Raw genomic sequence first — 822 nt, 5'->3', positions numbered from 1 at the left:
TGATCCGGCGCCGCCGGGCGGCCGCGGCGGGCGACGGCGCCAGCTCCACACCACCCAGACCCGCGGCCCCGTGCACGTGCCCGGCGCGCTCCGGCTGCGGGTGGACCAGCGAGCTCCGCGCGCCGGCGGCGACCGGCACGTCGGAGCGACCGGCGAGGTGCAGCACCCGCAGGGCGTTCTCGGTGACCTGGGCCAGCTCCACGTTGCCGTGCACGGTGGTGACGAGCCGGAGGTCGACCTCCGGGCTGGCCAGTGCCAGCAGGATGGCGAGGGCGTCGTCGATGCCCGGGTCGGTGTCGATCACCAGGGGGGTGCGGTCGGTCACCCGCGCATCCTCCCAGGGGCCCCGGCCGACCCGGGCGGCCTCCGGGTGCGGACCCCGACACGCCGGGCGCGCCGGTGCCGCCCCGAGGTGACCGATGGCCCGGGGGACCCGTTCCACGCTCACGGGGCCCCGTCGAATCGACAAGGACACGCGCCGGAGGAGGGGTCACCGGCCGCCGCGGCGGCCCCCGGCAACGGTTCGGTCACGCGGTTCCGGAGGGGTGTCCCGGGAACCGGTCCGCGGGCCCGCCGGTCCCTACGTTCCTCCTTGTCCGCGGCACCTTCCCCTGCTGCGGACACGACTTCGGGAGGCGACATGAGCAGCAGCCGGCCGGCCATCGGGCCCGCCTCCGCCGCCCTGCGCGCCGACCGTGCCCTGCACGAGCCGGCCGGCACGCTGGTGGGCACCGCGGAGGAGAGCACCACCTGGGCCGCCTCTGGGTCGGACCAGATGTTGAACTCGGCGGCGGCGGTGACGTTGCCGCCGCGCCCGGCCGA

The 822-nt window shown here is 77.4% G+C and carries 2 protein-coding genes; both read right to left on the bottom strand.

Features of this window, described 5'->3' with window-relative positions; genetic code table 11:
* On the bottom strand, positions 1-325 hold a 325-nt coding region (locus E9565_RS21925; protein ID WP_236836729.1), incomplete at its 3' end, for a nucleoside hydrolase.
* A 119-nt stretch (positions 326-444) separates the two neighbouring features.
* Positions 445-777 (bottom strand): hypothetical protein, encoded by a 333-nt coding sequence (locus tag E9565_RS21920; RefSeq protein WP_236836730.1) that lies wholly within the window; start codon positions 775-777, stop codon positions 445-447.
* Positions 778-822: the final 45 nt, after the last annotated feature.

Source organism: Blastococcus sp. KM273129, assembly GCF_021698995.1.
In the GTDB taxonomy this organism is placed as follows: domain Bacteria; phylum Actinomycetota; class Actinomycetes; order Mycobacteriales; family Geodermatophilaceae; genus Blastococcus.
This window is presented reverse-complemented; position numbering and strand designations above follow the sequence as displayed.